This window comes from Pandoraea vervacti, from assembly GCF_000934605.2.
GTDB lineage: Bacteria > Pseudomonadota > Gammaproteobacteria > Burkholderiales > Burkholderiaceae > Pandoraea > Pandoraea vervacti.
The window spans coordinates 3,659,641-3,678,927 of sequence record NZ_CP010897.2 but is presented as its reverse complement, the minus strand read 5'-3'; the positions used below and the strand labels follow the sequence as shown (position 1 = coordinate 3,678,927).

The following is a 19,287-nucleotide window of genomic DNA, read 5'->3' as shown; positions in this document are numbered from 1 at the left end:
AAGTCATGTCGTCTTCCGCCGCCCCGGCCGCCGTCAAAACGGCGCCGCCGACCCCTTCTTCCCCCTCTTCATACAACGCCCGACCGCTCACGGTCGCGCTGCTGCTCATCGTGCTGGGCATTGCCTATCTTCAGGCGACGGTCGGACCGAAGCAGGCGGCGCTCGCAGGCGTTGGCGCATTGCTCGGTCTCGCGCTTTATCACGCTGCCTTCGGCTTTACGTCCGCGTGGCGCGTGTTCATTGCGGATCGTCGCGGTGCGGGGTTGCGCGCACAGATGGTGATGCTGGCCGTTGGCGTCGCGCTGTTTTTCCCGGCGCTGGCCGACGGCATGCTGTTTGGCAACAAAGTGGTCGGCCTTGTCTCGCCGGTCGGGGTGTCGGTGGCGTTCGGCGCGTTCATTTTCGGCATCGGCATGCAGCTTGGCGGCGGGTGTGCCTCCGGCACGCTCTATACGGCGGGCGGCGGCAATACGCGCATGCTCGTCACGCTCGCGGCGTTCATCGTCGGCTCGGTGGTCGCGACCGCGCACATGCCGTGGTGGGAGTCGCTGCCCCACATCAAGCCGGTCTCGCTGGTAAAGGTATGGGGGCTGTGGCCGGCGCTGATCGCCAATCTTGCTTTGTTTGCGGCGATTGGCGTGTTCACATTGTGGGCGGAGAAGCGCCGTCATGGCCGTATCGTCGGTGTGCCGATGACGCGTAGCACCAAGGGCACGCCGGCCCTGCTGCGCGGTCCGTGGCCGCTCTTGTGGGGCGCTTTGGCGCTCGTGTTGCTCAACTACGCAACGCTCGCGCTGGCAGGTCGTCCGTGGGGGGTGACGTCGGCGTTTGCGCTCTGGGGCGCCAAGGCCTTCATGGCGTTGGGGATCGACGTCGCCTCGTGGCCCTACTGGGCCAAGCAGGTGAATGTGCTCAACGCGCCGGTCGCGCAGGATGTGACCACGGTCATGGACCTCGGCATCATTCTCGGTGCGCTGGTCGCCGCCTCGCTGGCAGGCAAATTCGCGCCGGTGTGGAAGATTCCCGCACGTTCGCTCGTCGCCGCGGTGGTCGGCGGTCTATTGCTCGGTTACGGCGCACGTCTGGCGTACGGCTGCAATATCGGGGCGTACTTCAGCGGCATCATTTCGGGCAGCCTGCATGGCTGGCTGTGGCTGGTGGCGGCGTTCTTCGGCAATGTATTCGGCACGCGCCTGCGTCCGTTCTTCGGTCTGGAAGTCGAAACCACGCCGCGCGAGAGCGGCTGCTGAACCGGTTCGGTTCATCCGTTATCGGCCGACGGTGCGCATCTGATCGCATCCGGTCGCAGCTGGTCGATGCAAAAACGGCGCTTGCGATGAAGTCGCAGCGCCGTTTTTGCGTCGATCAGGGCATCGCCAAAGACGTGAACGATGTATTTCGATGTTCTCGGACGTTCGCGTCGGCAATTACAGATAAAACATCTTTTCGCTGGTCTCCGTCTCGGGCTCGATGTGACCGTCGTAGAACGCGAACACCGCCTTGAGAATTTCGTCCGGATCGTCGATCACCTGCACGAGATCGAGGTCTTTCTCGCTGATCAGGCCCATCGGCAGCATCGATGTGCGCACCCAGTCGAGCAAGCCTTTCCAGAACTCGGAACCGACAAGAATCACCGGTACGCGACGCGATTTCTGCGTCTGGATGAGCGTGAGCACTTCAGACAGTTCGTCGAGGGTGCCGAAGCCGCCCGGCATGATGACGAAGGCGTCCGAGTTCTTTACGAACGTGACCTTGCGTGTGAAGAAGTGACGAAAGCGCAGCGAAATGTCCTGCCACTGATTGCCTTTCTGTTCGTGCGGCAGTTCGATGTTCAGACCGACGGTCGGCGACGCGCCGCCGTGCGCACCCTTGTTGGCGGCTTCCATGATGCCGGGGCCGCCACCGGAGATGACGGCGAAGCCGTTGTCCGAGAACTTGCGCGCGATGGTCATCGTCAACTTGTAGAACGGCGACTTGGGCTTGATGCGTGCGCTTCCGTAGATGCTCACGGCCGGCCGGATCTCGGACAGGTACTCGGTCGCCTCGATGAACTCTGCCATAATCGTGAACATCTGCCACGACGCGCGCGCCTTCTTGGCCGTGGCGCGCTCATGGTCTGCCAACATGCGCAGACTCGGTATCTCTTTTCTTCTCTTAGTCATATGTCGGAACAGCAAAGTCTGGAAGGTAAGACGCTCTTATTGGTCGATGGTTCGAGTTATCTTTATCGAGCCTATCACGCCCTGCCGGATTTGCGCGGGCCCAGCGGCGAGCCTACGGGCGCGCTGCACGGCATCGTCAATATGCTGCGCCGCATGCGTAAAGACGTTCATGCAGAGTACAGCGCTTGCGTTTTCGATGCAAAGGGCAAGACGTTCCGCGACGACTGGTATCCCGAGTACAAGGCGAACCGTCCGTCGATGCCAGACGATCTGCGTGCGCAGATCGAACCGATTCACGAAGCCGTGCGCGCGATGGGCTGGCCGCTTCTCATGATCGACGGCGTCGAAGCGGACGACGTCATCGGCACGCTCGCCAGGCAGGCGGCCGAGCGCGGCATGCGCGTGGTCGTCTCGACCGGCGACAAGGATCTGGCGCAGCTCGTGAACGACCGTGTGACGCTCGTCAACACGATGACCAACGAAACGCTCGACGCTCCCGCGGTCCTCGCGAAGTTCGGCGTGCCGCCCGAGCGCATCGTCGATTACCTGACGCTGGTGGGCGACACCGTCGACAATGTGCCGGGCGTCGAGAAGTGCGGCCCGAAGACGGCCGTCAAATGGCTCACGCAATACGGCGATCTGGATAACCTCGTCGCGCACGCGGCGGAAGTGAAGGGCGCCGTCGGCGAGAACCTGCGTCGTGCGCTCGACTGGCTGCCCATGGGGCGCAAGCTTGTCACGGTGGCGCTCGATTGCGATCTCGCGCCGCAGGTCACCTCCATCGAAGCCAGTCTGCAAACCCAGCCCGAAGACGCTGAAGTGCTGCGCGATTTCTTTTCGCGCCACGGCTTCAAGACGTTGCTGCGCGAAGCGGAAGCGGCCGTGGCATCGCAAGCCGGCGAGCCAGCGCCGGCGCCGATGGCCGACACTATCGAGCGACAGTACGAGGCTGTGCTGACGTGGGAGCAATTCGATGCGTGGCTGAAGACCATCGAGGCTGCCGAGTTGACGGCATTCGATACGGAGACGACATCGCTCGACGCGATGCAGGCGCAACTCGTCGGTCTGTCGTTCTCATGCGAGCCGGGGCGCGCCGCATACCTTCCGGTCGCGCATCGCGCACCGGGCGAAGTCGAACAGTTACCGCGCGACGAAGTGCTCGCACGCCTGAAGCACTGGCTCGAGAGCCCCGATCACAAGAAGGTTGGACAGAACCTGAAGTACGACGCGCACGTGCTGGAGAACTACGGCATCGTGTTGGGCGGCATCGCGCACGACACACTGCTTCAGTCGTATGTGCTCGAATCGCACCGCAGCCACGATATGGATAGCCTCGCGTCGCGCCATCTCGGTGTGACGACGGTGAAGTACGAGGACGTCTGCGGCAAGGGCGCGAAGCAGATCGGCTTCGATGAGGTCACGATCGAGCGGGCCACCGAATATGCCGCGGAGGATGCCGACATCACGCTGCGTCTGCATCGTGCGCTGTATCCGGACGTGGCGCGCGAGGCCACGCTCGAATTCGTTTATCGCGATGTCGAAATGCCGACGGCGCGCGTGCTCCAGCGCATGGAGCGAAACGGTGTGCTGGTCGATACCGCCCGGCTGGCGGCGCAAAGCGACGAAATCGGTCGCAAGCTGATCACGCTCGAGAATGAGGCCTATACGCTGGCCGGTCAGCAGTTCAACCTGAATTCGCCCAAGCAGATCGGCGATATTTTCTTCACGCAATTGCAACTGCCCGTCGTCAAGAAGACGGCCAGCGGTGCGCCGTCGACCGATGAGGAAGTCCTGCAAAAGCTTGCGGAGGACTACCCGCTGCCGAAGGTATTGCTCGAGTATCGGGGGCTGGCCAAGCTGAAGTCGACGTATACCGACAAGTTGCCGAAGATGGTCAATCCGGCGACCGGTCGCGTGCATACGAACTACGCGCAGGCAGTGGCGATCACGGGGCGGCTGGCGTCGAACGATCCGAACCTGCAAAACATTCCGGTGCGCACGGCCGAAGGCCGTCGCATTCGCGAAGCGTTCATTGCGCCGCCGGGCAGCCAACTGGTGTCGGCTGACTACTCGCAGATCGAACTGCGCATCATGGCCCATATTTCGGGCGACGAAAGCCTGCTGCGTGCATTTGCGAACGGCGAGGACATTCACCGCGCGACGGCAGCGGAGATCTTTGCCGTGACGCCGCTGGAAGTCTCGTCCGAGCAGCGGCGCTACGCCAAGGTCATCAACTTTGGCCTGATCTACGGCATGAGCGCCTTCGGTCTGGCGGCGAACCTCGGCATCGAGCGTGACGCCGCCAAGCAGTACATCGACCGCTACTTCATGCGCTACCCCGGTGTGGCGCGCTACATGGACGAGACGCGCAAGAGCGCCAAGGCGCGCGGCTACGTCGAGACGGTTTTCGGCCGTCGTCTGTGGCTACCGGATATCAACGGCGGCAACGGGCCGCGCCGTCAGGCGGCCGAGCGCGCCGCCATCAATGCGCCGATGCAGGGCACGGCCGCTGACCTCATCAAGCTCTCCATGATTGCCGTGCAGCGCTGGCTCGACGATAGCGGCCTGCAAACGCGTCAGATCATGCAGGTGCACGACGAACTGGTGCTCGAAGTGCCCGACCATGAACTGGCGGAAGTTCGCAAGCGCCTGCCGGAGTTGATGTGCGGCGTGGCTAAGCTCAAGGTACCGCTCGTGGCCGAAGTCGGCGTGGGGGAGAATTGGGAGCAGGCGCACTGACGGTGCGCGGCGTATGCCGCAACGGCGTGCGGGGTTCGTCCGGTTCGTTCGGTTCGTCCGAAGCGATGCCGGGCATACGTCGGACGGCACGACGATCAGGATCACGCAATAGCGGGAATAGGGCGGCCGGAATACCCGAAGTCCGCACTCTGCGGTAAGGTAATCGATATCGCCGGTCGGGCAGTTCGTCGACCGGCCGGACGGTTTTCCAAGCACGGGGAGTTATCGTGAGTGTGCATCGTATCGTTGTGGTCGGCGGTGGCGCCGGCGGTCTCGAACTTGTCACCCGCCTGGGCGACAAGTACGGGCGTGGCAAGGACGTTCGGATTACGCTGGTCGACCGTTCGTTGTCGCACATCTGGAAGCCGTTGCTCCATGAGGTCGCGGCCGGTGTCATGGATACGGCGACACATCAGCTCTCGTACGTCGCTCAGGCGAACTGGCATCACTTCGAGTTCGCGACCGGCGAGATGATCGGGCTCGATCGCGCGGCCAAGACCATCCGGCTCGCGGCCGTGCCGGCGGCGGCCGACGAAGGCGAGGGCGATTTGCTGCCCGAGCGCACCTTGCCTTACGACACGCTCGTGCTCGCCATCGGCAGCACCACCAACTTCTTCGGCGTGCCGGGCGCGCAGGAACACACCATCGCGCTCGATACGGTCGAGCAGGCCGAGCGCTTCCGCCGTCGATTGATGGCGGCGTGCGTTCGCGCGCAGAATGCCGCCGACACGCCGCTTCAGGCGACCCTGTCGGACGCGGCGGATGCAGCGGACGCAGCTGTCCCTTCCGATACACCGGACGCCCCCGCCGGCGCGTTGTTGTCGCCGCCGAAGGCCCAGCGTCACAAGGTCAATCTCGTGATCGTGGGCGCCGGGGCGACGGGCGTGGAGCTTTCGGCCGAGTTGCGCAATACGGCGGAAGTGCTTCGCTCGTACGGGTTGAAGCTCGACCCGCGCAAGGACGTGCGCATTACCATCATCGAATCGAGTCCGCGCATTCTGAAGGCGTTGCCCGAGCGGGTATCTGGCGCGGTGGCCGGCTTGCTCACGAAGCTCGACGTCGACATCCTTTGCGGCGATTCGGTGGCGGAGGTGCGTCCGAACGAAGTGACCACCACGAGCGGCAAGGTGTTGCCGGCCGACATTACGGTCTGGTCGGCGGGCATTACGGCGCCGCCGGTGCTCGGCAAGTTGGGGCTGGCGGTCAACCGGTTGAATCAGATCGAAGTGTTGCCCACGCTGCAAAGCAAGACCGATCCCGACATCTTCGCGTTCGGGGATTGTGCGAGTTGCGAGTGGCCCGAGCACGGCTTCGTGCCGCCGCGGGCGCAGGCAGCGCACCAACAGGCCAGTTTTCTCGTCAAGGCCATCGATGCGCGTCTGAAAGGGCAAAGCCTGCCGACTTTCACCTATCGTGACTTCGGCTCGCTCGTCTCGCTGGGCAAGTTCAGCGCAGTCGGCAATCTGATGGGCGGTCTTATCGGCGGCAGCATGTTTATCGAAGGATTGTTCGCTCGGGTCATGTACACTTCGCTCTATCGTATGCATGTGGCGGCGCTGCATGGCGTGTGGCGCATGATGCTCGACACGGTGGCGAACCGTCTGCGGCGCTCCACGGTGCCGCGCGTGAAGCTGCATTGATATCGCGATGTGAGCCGGGTCGCGCGACGGTTCCGCGCGCGCGACCCGCATCGTGTCCCGGGTTTTCTTCTCCTTCCGATCCCTTTGCCAAGTCGATTCGGAATGATCCGAGTGCGTTTGCGCGCGCGTCCGAGTGCAAGCGGGTACCCTCTCTAGTAATATCCGAACGTCCGGCCTCGGTCGGCGGCTCGCCTTGCCGTCTGATTGGCGGTTTTCCGGCGTTTTTCTAACAGTCTCTTTTGTTCTTTTTTCGACGTTTTCACCTGGAGTGCGACATGTCGCAAGCGGATCTGGATAGTCTCGTGCCTGAAGTGGCGCCGCGTAACCGGCGTGATTTTCTGAAGACGGCGGTCGGTTCGGCATTTGCGCTGGCGGCGCTGCCGGTGGCCGCCGAAACGATCACGACGGACACGCAAGGGCTGGACGCAGGCGAATACCTGCTCGATGTGCCCGGCATCAAAATGCCGGTGTACTACGCGAAGCCGGCCGGAAAGACCCATTTGCCGACGATTGTCGTCGTTTCGGAAATTTTTGGCGTGCACCAGCACATCGCCGATATTTGCCGACGTTTCGCCAAACTCGGTTATCTGGCGGTAGCGCCGGAGTTGTTCGCACGCGCGGGCGATCCGCAGTCGCTGGGGACCATTGCCGAGATTCAGTCGCAGATCGTCGCCAAAACCCCGGACCAGCAGGTCATGAGCGATATCGACGCGACCGTGAAATGGGCGGCGGCGAACGGCGGCGACGACAATCGTCTGGGCATTACCGGCTTTTGCTGGGGCGGGCGGGTGGCGTGGCTGTACGACGCCCACAATCCGAAGGTCAAAGCGGCGGTCGCCTGGTATGGGCGCATCGTCGGCGACAAGAGCGAGAACTTTCCGCGTAATCCAATCGATATCGCAGGCAAGTTGCACGGACCGTTGCTTGGCCTGTATGGCGGCAAGGACACGGGCATTCCGGTCGCAAGCGTCGAGCAGGCGCGCGAAGCGCTGGCCAAGGGCGACGCCGCGTCGAAGGCTTCCGAGCTCAAGGTGTTCCCGAACTCGGGGCATGCGTTTTTCGCGGACTACCGCGCGAGCTATGTCGAGGCCGACGCAAAGCAGGGCTGGGCTCTGGCGCAAGACTGGTTCCGCAAGCACGGCGTGGCCTGAGAGGCCGATGTCCGGGCGAGTCGCCGAGGGTTGCCTGACGAGCAGTCGTCGGCGGCCATCGCCTTGTCTGGCGCAGTGGCGTTGCGCACGTCATCGCGTCAGGCGGCCTGACGGTTTGCCTGTCACGGTAAAAGCTGGTTAAATCGCCGGCTTGCCTGCGGGAGAAACACCATCGACGCCATCTTTCTTTTCATCGTAATCGCCACGCTGGCTTCCGGCGTGCTGAGCCTGTTCGGCGCAGCATCGTTGTCGCTCGGCCTGCTCTCGAAGCTCATCGACAAGATGGTCAGCTTCTCGGCGGGCGTGCTGCTCGGCACGGCGCTGCTGCATCTGCTGCCCGAGAGTCTGGAGTCGCATGTCGACGCCCATGTCATTACGCGCTGGCTGCTTGGCGGGTTACTGGGTTTCTTCCTGCTGGAAAAGCTCGCGTTGTTGCGTCACAGCCATCACCACGAGGGCGACGGGCATCATCACGAGCATGGCCACGACGCGCATGAAGCGGGCAGGGGCGGATGGATGATTCTGGTCGGCAGCGCCATCCACAATTTTGCCGACGGCGTGGTGATCGCTGCGGCGTTCCTTACCGATCCGCGCCTGGGTGTGGCGGCGACGGTGTCGATTACGGTGCACGAAGTGGCGCACAAGTTGGGCGACTTCATGGTGCTGCTGAACGCCGGGTTCAAACGCCGCAAGGCGCTGGTTCTGACGCTGGCGTCGAGCCTCACGGCATTGCTGGGCGGTGTGCTCGGCTATTTCATGCTCGACCGTCTGCAGAGCCTGATTCCCTATCTGCTGGCATTGGCGGCGAGCAGCTTCATCTACATTGCGGTGTCGGACCTGATGCCGCAGATGCAGCGCCGCACGTCCCCGCGCGACGCGCTGCCGCAGATTCTGCTGATCGCTGTGGGTTTGGCGCTGGTCGTCTGGCTAAACGGTCACGACCACGAGCACGATCATGGTCACGGCCACGATGAAGGCGGCAGGGCGCTCGCGAGCGTGCCAGGAGATGGGGCATCTCGACAGGACATGGCGCCGGTCGCCGCCAACGCCCGTCGGTAACGCTGGCTTGGCGACAGGCGCCGACAGGGGAGCCCTGCAGCGCTGCGTGCCTGCTTAGGGCTGAGGGCCGGTCGCCACCGGGCGACGCTTGTCGGCACACCATTCGCTCCACGACCCCGGATAGAGGCTGGCGCCGTGCAGACCGGCGACCTCCATTGCCAGCAGATTGTGGCAAGCCGTCACGCCTGACCCGCATTGGGCGATCACGCGCTCGGGCTGGCGTTCGTGGCCGATGATCTGTGTGATTTCCTCGCGAAGCGTCGCCGCTGGCTTGAAACGACCGTCGGCACCGAGGTTGTCCTTGAAGAAACGATTGACTGCCCCGGGGATATGGCCGCCAATGGGGTCGAGCGTCTCGTTCTCGCCGCGATAGCGATCGGGAGCACGGGCGTCGATGACCAGACGCTCATGCGACGTAAGATTGCGTTCGATGGCCGCCGCATCGGCCGTGGTCGCCAGCGGTTCACCGGGCGCAAAGTCGCCGGGCGGCGGTTCTTCGGGCGGTGCGGCGTCGAGTTTGAAGCCGGCGGCTTCCCACGCTTGCAATCCGCCGTCGAGTACGGCGACCGACTCGTGTCCAAGCCAACGCAACAGCCACCAGAGACGGGCCGCGTACATGCCGCCCTGTGCGTCGTAGGCGACAACCTGCTGGCCCTTCGACAGACCACAAGCCGCGAGATGACGTACGAGGGTGTCGCGATCGGGCAGTGGATGACGGCCGTTCTTGCCGGTCGTCTTGCCGGAAAGGTCGCGTTCGAGGTGTGCGTAAAACGCGCCGAAAATGTGGCCGTCCACATAGGCGGCTTCGCCGGCCGCGGGGTTGGCGAGATCGAATCGGCAATCGAAAATGACCACCGGGGCGCCGCCGCCGGCGGCGGTTTGCATCAGCGCATCGAGATTTTGCGGACTGATGAGCGTGGTGAAGTGGGTATGAATCATGACGTCTCCGCAGACGGGCGTGGGGGAGGAATCGTCCGGCGGCGATCAGGCGGAGGGTGACGGTCGGCGAAGCGCGGTCATGCCGCTCGCCACGATGAGCAGCATGCCGATCCAGCCGGCCAGCGCAGGCCAGTCGCCCCAGACAAGCATGCTGATCAGTGTAGCGAAGATTACGCCCGAGTATTGGAGATTCGCAGTGACGAGCGTGTTGCCCAGACTAAACGCCCGTGTGAGCGCGGTCTGTGCGATGAGCGCCGCAAGGCCAACGCCCAACATCAGGCCGGCACCACGCCACGTCACGGCGTGCATGCCCTCGATAGCCACCCACCCCAGGCCCAGCAAAACCCCACCGAGCGAGAAGTAAAAGACGATGCGCCAGTCGGGTTCGCCGGCGGCGCCCAATTCCTTGACTTGCATGTAGGCAATGGCCGAGAACACCCCAGAGACCACGCCTGCGACACCGCCCCCCCAAGCCTGACTGTCGATCGTGGGCTGTAAAAGCAGGGCAACGCCGACGAACCCCGCGAAAATCGCAGCCACGAGGCGGAAGTCGGTGCGCAAACTGCCACGCATCGCCGCGGTGCCCATCACGATCAGCGAAATCCAGATCGGCGACATGTAATTGAGGGTCATCGCCGTCGAAAGCGGCAATTGCGTGAGGGAATAGAACCACAGGCCGAGCGAGATGACGCCGGCGGTACTGCGTTTGACGTGCGCGCCGAAGTGACGCGTGCGGATCGTCTGGCCTCGCACGAACGAAATCGCCAGGAGGACGATCACGCCGATCAGGCTGCGATAGAGGACGATTTCGCCGGTGTTGTATTCGTTTGCCGCCAGTTTGATGAAGAGCCCCATCAACGTGAACATGAAGGCGGAGACCAACATCCAGAGCGATTGCATGGCGAGTGGCGGCCGAATAACGGCGAGGAGACAAACAGGCGCGTTTTGTGCTGAACGCAGGCGACCCGTGCGGCACAAACGCGTTGTGCACGGTCATATCGAAAGCATGGCGACGATTCTAACGAAAACGGCGGGCACATGGCCCGCCGTTTCGCGAATTTTTCGGCAAATATTTAATTCAGTTCCGCCAGCGCCACAGTCCGCCTTCGGGGGCACTTACGGTGCTTCTCATTCAGTGAGAGTCGGTCGCATGCCCGCGTTCAGAAGTCACCCATCTGTCGACGCAGGAACTCGTGGAAGTGCTGCATGCCGTCTTCCATCGGACTCTGGTACGGCCCAACTTCCGAAACGCCGCGCTCGAACAGAGCACGACGCCCGGCGTCCATGCGCTCGGCGATCTCGTCGTCCTCGCGAGCCGTTTCCATGTAGGCAGCCCGCTCCGCCTCGATGAATTCGCGTTCGAAGAGCGCGATTTCCTCCGGATAATAGAATTCGACGATATTCGTCGTCTTCTGCGGGCCACGGGGAATCAGCCACGACACCACCAGCACGTGCGGATACCACTCGATCATCAGGTGCGGATAGTACACCATCCAGATCGCGCCGAAGTCCGGTGGCACGCCCTCCCGATAGCGCAGCAGCACGTCATGCCACTGACGGTAGATCGGGCTGCCGGGCTTGGCGAGACCTTCGTGAACGCCAACGGTCTGCACGCTGTACCAATCGCCGAATTCCCAACTGAGGTCTTCGCACGAGACGAAGCTGCCCAGGCCGGGGTGGAACGGTACGACATGGTAGTCCTCGAGGTAAACCTCGATGAACGTCTTCCAGTTGTAGTTGCATTCATGCACTTCGACGTGATCGAACATGAAGTTCGAGAAGTCGAGATGGTGCTTCACGCCAAGGCGTGCGAGATCGGCGTGCACATCGCGGCCTTCTGCTTCAAACAGCAGCCCGTTCCAGCGTTGCAGCGGGAACTTGCCGAGATTGAGGCACGGTTTTTCCGGGAAATGCGGCGCGCCGAGCAGTTCGCCCTTCGTGTCGTAAGTCCAGCGGTGAAGCGGACACACAATGTTGGGCGTGTTCCCGCGCCCATTGAGCATGACCGCCTGACGGTGACGACAGACGTTCGAGAGCAGTTCGATACCGTCATGCTCGCCAGCGCCATTGCGCACCAGCATGCGGCCTTCCTGCTCGGCCGGGAGGGCGAAATAATCGCCGGCTTCCGGCACCATCAGTTCGTGGCCCACGTAGCGTGGGCCGTGTTTAAAGAGGACTTCACGCTCGCGGGCGAGGAGCGCCTCATCGAAATACGTGTAGACCGGCAGTTGGCTCGAGGCCGGTTTGAGTTGCAAAGCGCTGCTTAGATTGGACATTCCCACTCCCGTCTAGCTTGAAAGCAGTGAACAACCCAACCATCGAAAAATCGATTTAGGGGAACCGACGATTATACCCGGTCTAGACATTCGGGGGCTGCTAAGTCCATGATTTACGTTAAATAATGTCCGAAAAATGTCATCCCGACCGGTTTTGAGGCAATTTACGCTCTGCGAGCTAGTGTGCTTTTGCCGTAAAATGGAACATTCGACCCGAATTTTGCGTTTATGGCCAAGACTGCAAAGTCGCAAGACGCGGCGCCCGACGCGCCGCAAGACCTGCCCGAGACCTATGAGGCTGCGCTAGCCGAGCTGGAAAAGCTTGTCGGACGCATGGAAGGTGGTGAGCTGGGACTCGAAGAGTCGCTGAGCGCCTACCGCCGGGGGGCTGTGCTGGTGAAATACTGCCAGGGTTTGCTCGAGAAGGTGGAGCATCAGGTGAAGGTGCTCGAAGGCGAGACGCTCAAGCCGCTCGACGTCGCGCGCGACGAGTTCTGAGTTCCGGGTCCGACCGAGCTTACGTTATGGCAACACCGCAAGGTGACCCACGACCCAGGGCGTTCCGCGATGCCGGGGCGCCTCGATAACACGCGTTGGCAAACGCTGACGAACGTTAATCAACGTTAATGAACGTTAGCGAACGTTGACAGGCGAAACGCTCACAAGCGTTAAGCGCATTAACACGTATTAACGCGCACTAACACACACGGCCCAAAGGGCACGTGCAGGACGAAGACGATGGCGGATCAGAATATCAAGGCCTGGATGCAGGCAGTACAGGCCCGTGTGGAACAGGCGCTCGACGCGGCCCTGCCCAAGGCGACCGATGGCGGCTCGGCGCGACTCAACGAATCGATGCGTTATGCCGTGCTCGGCGGCGGCAAGCGGGTGCGTCCGCTGCTCTGCTTCGCGGCGGGGGAAGTGACGCAGGCGAGCGAGGCGGCATTGGACCGTGCGGCATGCGCCGTCGAAATGATCCATGCCTATTCGCTGGTGCACGACGACCTGCCGTGTATGGACGACGACGATCTGCGTCGCGGCAAGCCGACCGTGCACGTGCAGTACGACGAAGCGACGGGTTTGCTCGCCGGCGACGGGCTGCAAACGCAGGCATTCGCCTTGCTGGGCGAAGCCACGAGCGATCTGAGCGCCGCGCAATCGCTGGCGCTGGTGCGCGAACTGGCCGTGGCCTCGGGTGCACTGGGCATGGCGGGTGGCCAGGCCATCGATCTGGAAAGCGTCGGCATCAAGCTGACGCAGTCGCAACTGGAAAACATGCACCGCCTGAAGACGGGGGCTCTGTTGCGCGCGTCGCTGCGCATGGGGGCGATTTGCGGTCGTGCACTGTCGGACGACGAGACCGTCGCGCTCGATGCTTACGCGGCAGCGGTCGGACTCGCATTCCAGGTGGTGGACGACATTCTCGATACGACAGCCGATTCGGCCACACTGGGCAAGACGGCAGGCAAGGACGCCGCTAACGACAAGCCCACCTACGTGTCGCTGATGGGCCTCGAAGGGGCGCGTGGCTATGCCGAGAAACTGCGTGCGGACGCCCACGCGGCGAGCGCGTCGCTCGGCAACGCCGACCGGCTGCGTGCGCTGGCCGATTATGTGGTCGATCGCATTAATTGAGCGTGACAAGGTAAGAGAAGTTAGCCGCTTGTTCGCAGCCGTCAGGATGCGATGGCGGTTGAAGTGAGGTTCTGAACGGTCCCGGCAGACTGGCCGCAACGCGTTTGCGGGGCCGCATGCAACAGAAATATGCAAGGGGCATGGAGGGTCGGCGCGATCTCCCCACAGAACGCACCGGCAGGAGATCGGGGACAGCTCACAGGGGGCGCTGCCCGGTAAAGAACGCCTATATATGGAACGACGATGTACGAACTTCTAAATACTATCGATGACCCGGCCGATCTGCGGCGTCTGGAGCGTCGCCAACTCGCGCCGCTGGCCGAAGAGCTGCGGGCTTTCGTGCTCGAGAGCGTGTCGCGTACGGGCGGCCACCTGTCGTCCAACCTCGGCACGGTCGAACTGACGATTGCGCTGCACTACGTCTTCAACACGCCGGAAGATCGCATTGTCTGGGATGTGGGCCACCAGAGCTATCCGCACAAGATCCTGACCGGTCGTCGCGACGCGATGGGTTCGCTGCGTCAACTGGGCGGCATCTCCGGATTTCCGAAGCGCGACGAGTCGCCGTACGACACGTTCGGCACGGCGCATTCGAGCACGTCGATCTCGGCGGCGCTCGGCATGGCGCTCGGCGCACGCACGAAGGGCGAGAACCGCTTCGGTATCGCTGTGATTGGCGACGGTTCGATGACGGCCGGTATGGCGTTCGAAGCGATGAACAACGCCGGCGTGCACGAAGATGTGCCGCTGCTGGTCATCCTGAACGACAACGACATGTCGATTTCGCCGCCGGTCGGCGCGCTCAACCGCTATCTCGCCCGCCTGATGTCGGGGCGCTTCTACGCGGCAGCGAAAAAGGGCGTGGAGAAGGTGCTAAGCGTGGCGCCGCCGGTGCTGGAGCTGGCGCGCAAGTTCGAGGAGCATGCGAAAGGCATGGTGGTGCCGGCCACGATGTTCGAGGAGTTCGGCTTTAACTACATCGGCCCCATCGACGGCCATGATCTCGACTCGCTGATTCCGACGCTCGAGAACATCAAGAATCTCAAAGGGCCGCAGTTCCTGCACGTCGTCACGCGCAAGGGTTACGGTTACAAGCTCGCCGAGGCGGATCCGGTGCTGTATCACGGTCCGGGCAAGTTCAATCCGGCCGAAGGCATCAAGCCGAGCACGAGTAGCAAGAAGACCTATACGCAGGTGTTCGGGGAATGGCTCTGCGACATCGCGGCCGTCGACAAGCGCATCGTGGGCATCACCCCGGCCATGCGCGAAGGCTCCGGCCTCGTCGAATTCGAAAAGCGGTTTCCCGATCGCTACTACGACGTGGGCATTGCCGAGCAGCACGCGGTGACGTTCGCGGGCGGTATGGCAACGGAAGGTCTCAAGCCCATCGTCGCCATCTACTCGACGTTCCTGCAACGCGGCTATGACCAACTGATCCACGATATCGCCCTGCAAAATCTGCCGGTCGTCTTTGCGCTGGATCGTTCGGGGCTCGTGGGCGCAGACGGTGCGACGCACGCCGGGGCTTATGACATTCCGTTCCTGCGTTGCATCCCGAACATGGTCATCATGGCCCCGTCGGACGAGAACGAATGCCGTCAGATGCTCTACACGGGCGTGCAGATCGACGGACCGTCGGCCGTGCGCTATCCGCGTGGTGCAGGAACGGGCGCCGCGATCGAGCAGACGATGACGGCACTGCCGATCGGCAAGGGCATTGTGCGTCGCGAGAGTCAGGCGCAAGCCGGACGCCGCGTCGCGATTCTGGCTTTTGGCAGCATGGTGGCGCCGTCGCTGGCAGCGGCGCAGACGCTCGACGCCACGGTGGCCGACATGCGTTTCGTCAAGCCGATCGACGACGAACTGATTGCGCGTCTGGCGAAGACGCACGACTACCTCGTGACGGTCGAAGAGGGCAGCATCATGGGTGGCGCGGGTTCTGCTGTCGCAGAATCCCTGCTCGCCGGCGGGGGTAACCGACCCGTACTACAATTGGGCCTGCCTGATCGTTTCATCGATCATGGCGACCCGGCACTGCTGCTCTCAGGAGTGGGTCTCGATGCCGCAGGCATCGCCAAGTCGATCTGCGAGCGGTTCGATCTCCAGCCGGTCGACACCTCGCAGGCGGCCGGCAAGACGACGAAACTCGTCGCCTGAATCGCCCGGAAGTCCTGAGTGTCCAAACGATCCGGCTCGCGCGCCGGATCGTTTCGTTTTTCATAGCGCATCCCATCCCGTGCCGGGGTTCGCCGGCACATCCCCGGTGGCGTCCGCGCAGGCTCGCAAGTCGCGCATCGGGTACGTTTTGCCCATTGCCTCCCCCCAGTCGGCTTGCCGGCAAAGAAGGAAACTAGATGAACCAGATGAATCCCGCTTTCGTCATGCCGGATGTGCAGAGCACCGTCGACACCCGGCAGATTCCGATTCAGCGCGTTGGTGTGCGCGGTGTCCGTCATCCGTTGTCGGTGCGCCTGGCCGACGGCGATGTGCAAGCCACTGTCGGCCTGTTCAATCTCGACGTCCATTTGCTGGCCGACCAGAAGGGCACGCACATGTCGCGTTTCGTGGCATTGCTTGAAGCGAACCGCGCGCCGCTGGACGTCGCCGGCTTCCGCGCGATGCTCGCCAGCATGCTCGAGAAGCTGGAGGCCGAAGCCGGGCGGATCGAGGTCACGTTCCCGTACTTCATCAATAAGACGGCGCCGGTCTCCGGCGTCCAGAGTTTGATGGACTATGAGGTGACGCTGATGGGCGACGTGCGCAACGGCGAGACGCGCGTGTGGCTCAAGGTGCTGGTGCCGGTCACAAGCCTGTGCCCGTGCTCTAAGAAGATTTCGCAGTACGGTGCGCACAACCAGCGCTCGCACATCACGATCGATGCCGAGATCACGGGCGATATCGCCGTCGAGGATCTGGTGCGTATGGCCGAGGAAGAAGCGTCGTGCGAACTGTGGGGGTTGCTCAAGCGCCCGGACGAGAAGTACGTGACCGAGCGCGCGTATGAGAATCCGAAGTTCGTGGAAGATCTGGTGCGTGACGTGGCGACGCGTCTTAACAACGAACCGCGTATCGTGGCTTATGTGCTCCAGGCCGAGAACTTTGAGTCGATTCACAATCACAGCGCGTATGCCGTGATCGAGCGCGATAAGCGTATGGGTGCCTGATTGGGCCTGATTGGGCACTGATTCGGCGTGGATGACGCGTCGCTCGCAAAAAAACCGCTCTTCAGAGCGGTTTTTTTATGGGCAGCGCCGGACGCCGACGTCAGACGCTTCGCACGATATCGGCGAGGTCCCAGCGCGGCCGTACGGTGTAGGCGTATTCGCTGTCGGCTTCGTCGGGCCAGTGTTTGAGACGCATCGCGCCGGCAAAAGCGATCATCGCGCCGTTGTCGGTGCAAAACGCGAGGTCCGGGTAATGCACGCGATAGCCGCGACGTCGTGCGGCTTCGTTCAATCCGGCGCGAAGCTGCGCGTTGGCGCCCACACCGCCGGCCACGACCAGCGTTTTCATGCCTGTCTGCTTGAGTGCCGCCATCGATTTGGCGACGAGCACTTCGACGATGGCGTCGACAAAGCCTCGGGCGAGGTCGGCCTTTTCCTGCTCGCAGACGTTGCCGCCGAGATTGCGCACTTGGGTGAGCACCGCAGTCTTCAGTCCGCTGAAGCTGAAATCGAGGTTGCCCGAATGCTTCATTGGTCGCGGCAGGTCGTAACGCCCCGGGGTGCCGAATTCGGCCAGGCGCGAGACCGCCGGGCCGCCCGGATAGCCGAGTCCCAGCAGCTTGGCCGTTTTGTCGAAGGCCTCGCCCGCCGCGTCGTCGAGCGTCTCGCCGAGCATGGCGTATTGGCCGAAGGCGCGAACTTCCATCAACTGCGTGTGCCCGCCTGAGACCAGCAGGGCGACGAACGGGAAGTCGGGGGCGTCCGGTGCGAGCAGTGGCGACAGCAGATGGCCTTCGAGGTGGTGCACGCCGACGACTGGACGATCGAGCGCAAACGCCAGGGCATTGGCAACGCTTGCGCCGACCAGTAATGCGCCCGCGAGGCCGGGGCCTTGGGTGTAGGCAATGGCGTCTACGGCGCTCAGCGGCTTGCCGGCCTGCGCGAGGACTTCCTCGGCAAGCGGCAGGGCACGGCGGATATGGTCGCGTGACGCCAGTTCGGGCACCACGCCGCCATACTCGCGATGCATGGCAATCTGCGAATGCAGCGCGTGCGAGAGCAGCCCGGCCTCGGTGTCGTACAGGGCGAGCCCGGTTTCGTCGCAGGAGCTTTCAATGCCTAAAACCAGCATGGCGGGAGGGGAGGCGCGCGGCGTCATGAATGGGGAGAACCGGGAAGTATACCAGTCGGTCCTGTCGGCTGCCGGTTACAATGCGCGCCATGGAAAAGTTCGATGTAGCGATTGTAGGGGCTGGCGCAGCCGGCCTGATGTGCGCGGCCGTGGCCGGGCAGCTTGGGCTGCGCGTGGTGCTCATCGATCACGCGACACGTCTGGCGGAGAAGATCCGGATTTCAGGCGGCGGGCGCTGCAATTTCACCAATATCAACGCAGGGCCGGCGAATTATTTGTCGGAAAATCCCCGTTTCTGCCGTTCGGCGTTGGCACGCTATACGCCGCGCGATTTTCTGGATCTGCTCAAGCGTCACCGCATTGCCTGGCACGAAAAGCATCGCGGACAGCTGTTTTGCGACGAAAGCGCGGAAGACATCATCGACATGCTGCGCAAGGAGTGTGCTGCCGGTCATGTGCACTGGCGCATGCCCTGCGCGGTCCATACCGTGACCTATACGGAGGCGGGTGGGCTGCATCGCTATCATTTGACGACAGATGCGGGGCATATCGCAGCCAAACGTCTCGTGATCGCGACTGGCGGACTCTCGATTCCGAAGATCGGCGCGACGGATTGGGGCTACCGCATCGCGCGGCAGTTCGGCCTCGACATTGTCGAGCCGCGTCCGGCGCTCGTGCCCTTGATGTTCGATGCGTCGACGTGGGCGCCTTTCGCGGGCCTGTCGGGATTGTCGCTCGAGGTCGAGGTCAGCACGGGCAAGGGTAAGGACGCCGGGCGTTTTCTCGAAGACTTGCTGTTCACGCATCGCGGGCTTTCGGGACCGGCCATTCTCCAGATATCCAGCTTCTGGACGCCCGGACAGCCAATTACGCTCGATCTGGCGCCATCGTCGGACATCGAGGCTGCATTGCTTGATGCCAAGGCGACATCCAAACGTCAATTGAGCAACTTGCTGGCGCAATGGGTGCCGGCGCGCTTGGCCGATGCATGGGTCGCCAATAGCGGCCTGTCGCCGCAAGCCCGCGTACAGGAGTTGCCTGACAAGGCGTTGCGTGCGCTCGCGCAGGCGTTCTCCGGCTGGACGCTCAAGCCCTGTGGTTCGGAAGGTTGGCGCAAGGCGGAAGTCACGCGCGGGGGGGTGGACACTCGGGCGTTGTCGTCGGCCACCCTGGAGGCGCGGTCCCAACCCGGGCTGCACTTCGTCGGCGAGGTGGTCGACGTCACGGGTTGGCTCGGCGGTTATAACTTCCAGTGGGCATGGGCGTCGGCGGTGGCGTGTGCCCACGCCATGTCCGAGAGCATTCGGTCGCCGTCGGCGCAGGGAACTGGCGGCGCTGCCATGTAAGGGCTCGGGGGATGGGGCGCCGATGGTCGACGGTTGAATGCCCT

The 19,287-nt window shown here is 63.0% G+C and carries 15 protein-coding genes; 10 read left to right on the top strand and 5 right to left on the bottom strand.

Annotated features, from left to right (window positions below):
- The first annotated feature begins 5 nt into the window (after window positions 1-5).
- Window positions 6-1,250: a YeeE/YedE family protein gene (locus tag UC34_RS16005; protein WP_052811092.1), complete on the top strand. Its 1,245-nt coding sequence runs from the start codon at window positions 6-8 to the stop codon at window positions 1,248-1,250.
- A 177-nt stretch (window positions 1,251-1,427) separates the two neighbouring features.
- Here UC34_RS16005 and UC34_RS16000 read toward each other — a convergent pair whose 3' ends face one another.
- Entirely contained in the window at window positions 1,428-2,162 is a 735-nt protein-coding gene (locus UC34_RS16000) for an LOG family protein (RefSeq protein WP_044456324.1), read from the bottom strand.
- Here UC34_RS16000 and polA point away from each other — a divergent pair, their 5' ends adjacent.
- The 4 genes from polA to UC34_RS15980 all read left to right on the top strand — a co-directional run bounded on the left by polA (window position 2,163) and on the right by UC34_RS15980 (window position 8,751).
- Window positions 2,163-4,901 (top strand): DNA polymerase I, encoded by a 2,739-nt coding sequence (polA, locus tag UC34_RS15995; protein ID WP_044456323.1) that lies wholly within the window; start codon window positions 2,163-2,165, stop codon window positions 4,899-4,901. It begins immediately after the preceding gene.
- Window positions 4,902-5,134: 233 nt separating this feature from the next.
- Window positions 5,135-6,541: an NAD(P)/FAD-dependent oxidoreductase gene (locus UC34_RS15990; RefSeq protein WP_044458272.1), complete on the top strand. Its 1,407-nt coding sequence runs from the start codon at window positions 5,135-5,137 to the stop codon at window positions 6,539-6,541.
- 275 nt (window positions 6,542-6,816) lie between these two features.
- The gene (locus UC34_RS15985) at window positions 6,817-7,692 is read left to right on the top strand and encodes a dienelactone hydrolase family protein (RefSeq protein WP_044456322.1); all 876 of its coding nucleotides are present in this window, start codon (window positions 6,817-6,819) and stop codon (window positions 7,690-7,692) included.
- Window positions 7,693-7,911: 219 nt separating this feature from the next.
- Window positions 7,912-8,751: a ZIP family metal transporter gene (locus tag UC34_RS15980; protein WP_052811091.1), complete on the top strand. Its 840-nt coding sequence runs from the start codon at window positions 7,912-7,914 to the stop codon at window positions 8,749-8,751.
- A 54-nt stretch (window positions 8,752-8,805) separates the two neighbouring features.
- Here the strand turns inward: UC34_RS15980 and UC34_RS15975 are convergent, their stop codons facing one another.
- From UC34_RS15975 to UC34_RS15965, 3 genes are all read right to left on the bottom strand, one after another.
- The gene (locus tag UC34_RS15975; RefSeq protein ID WP_044456321.1) at window positions 8,806-9,690 is read right to left on the bottom strand and encodes a sulfurtransferase; all 885 of its coding nucleotides are present in this window, start codon (window positions 9,688-9,690) and stop codon (window positions 8,806-8,808) included.
- Between the two features lie 45 nt (window positions 9,691-9,735).
- A complete protein-coding gene (locus UC34_RS15970; protein WP_044456320.1) occupies window positions 9,736-10,590 on the bottom strand; it encodes a DMT family transporter in 855 nt (284 codons plus the stop codon).
- Between the two features lie 260 nt (window positions 10,591-10,850).
- Entirely contained in the window at window positions 10,851-11,966 is a 1,116-nt protein-coding gene (locus UC34_RS15965) for an aromatic ring-hydroxylating oxygenase subunit alpha (RefSeq protein WP_044456319.1), read from the bottom strand.
- A gap of 228 nt (window positions 11,967-12,194) precedes the next feature.
- On the opposite strand from UC34_RS15965, the gene UC34_RS15960 reads away from it, so the two are divergent.
- From UC34_RS15960 to folE2, 4 genes are all read left to right on the top strand, one after another.
- On the top strand, window positions 12,195-12,464 hold the full coding sequence (locus UC34_RS15960) for an exodeoxyribonuclease VII small subunit (protein ID WP_044456318.1): 270 nt from the start codon (window positions 12,195-12,197) through the stop codon (window positions 12,462-12,464).
- A gap of 240 nt (window positions 12,465-12,704) precedes the next feature.
- The gene (locus UC34_RS15955; protein WP_044456317.1) at window positions 12,705-13,601 is read left to right on the top strand and encodes a polyprenyl synthetase family protein; all 897 of its coding nucleotides are present in this window, start codon (window positions 12,705-12,707) and stop codon (window positions 13,599-13,601) included.
- Window positions 13,602-13,844: 243 nt separating this feature from the next.
- A complete protein-coding gene (gene dxs, locus UC34_RS15950; protein WP_044456316.1) occupies window positions 13,845-15,758 on the top strand; it encodes a 1-deoxy-D-xylulose-5-phosphate synthase in 1,914 nt (637 codons plus the stop codon).
- Window positions 15,759-15,955: 197 nt separating this feature from the next.
- Window positions 15,956-16,765, top strand: a complete 810-nt coding sequence (folE2, locus tag UC34_RS15945; RefSeq protein WP_044456315.1) for a GTP cyclohydrolase FolE2 — start codon at window positions 15,956-15,958, stop codon at window positions 16,763-16,765.
- A gap of 100 nt (window positions 16,766-16,865) precedes the next feature.
- On the opposite strand, the gene tsaD is transcribed toward folE2, so the two are convergent.
- Window positions 16,866-17,897, bottom strand: coding sequence for a tRNA (adenosine(37)-N6)-threonylcarbamoyltransferase complex transferase subunit TsaD (tsaD, locus tag UC34_RS15940; RefSeq protein ID WP_044456314.1), 1,032 nt, complete (start codon window positions 17,895-17,897; stop codon window positions 16,866-16,868).
- An 89-nt stretch (window positions 17,898-17,986) separates the two neighbouring features.
- Between tsaD and UC34_RS15935 the strand changes: the two genes are divergently transcribed.
- The gene (locus UC34_RS15935; RefSeq protein WP_044458270.1) at window positions 17,987-19,243 is read left to right on the top strand and encodes a BaiN/RdsA family NAD(P)/FAD-dependent oxidoreductase; all 1,257 of its coding nucleotides are present in this window, start codon (window positions 17,987-17,989) and stop codon (window positions 19,241-19,243) included.
- Window positions 19,244-19,287: the final 44 nt, after the last annotated feature.